The sequence below is a fragment of the Pseudoalteromonas sp. CR1 genome, assembly GCF_019392235.1.
GTDB lineage: Bacteria > Pseudomonadota > Gammaproteobacteria > Enterobacterales > Alteromonadaceae > Pseudoalteromonas.
The window spans coordinates 1-260 of sequence record NZ_JAHXRM010000360.1; the positions used below are offsets into that span (position 1 = coordinate 1).

The following is a 260-nucleotide window of genomic DNA, read 5'->3' on the forward strand; positions in this document are numbered from 1 at the left end:
TGGTGTCACCAGTACGCAAGTTGAAGCGACGGATCTGGCTCGGCGAGACATAGATGTCATCGGGGCCGGCGAGATAGGAAGCGTCTGCAGAGCGGAGGAAGCCGAAGCCGTCCTGGAGAATCTCCAGCACGCCATCACCGGAGATTTCCTCGCCGCTTTTCGCGTGCTTTTTGAGCAGGGAGAAAATCACGTCCTGCTTGCGCGAACGGGCCATATTTTCTATGCCCATTTCTTCGGCCAATTGGAGCAGGTCGGTAATC

General features: G+C 56.5%; 1 protein-coding gene. It reads right to left on the bottom strand.

The genetic code is table 11. The features are described from left to right. The coding region (locus tag KZZ04_RS19705) for a Rho termination factor N-terminal domain-containing protein (protein WP_219423959.1) at window positions 1-259 on the bottom strand (259 nt) is incomplete at its 3' end. Window position 260: the final 1 nt, after the last annotated feature.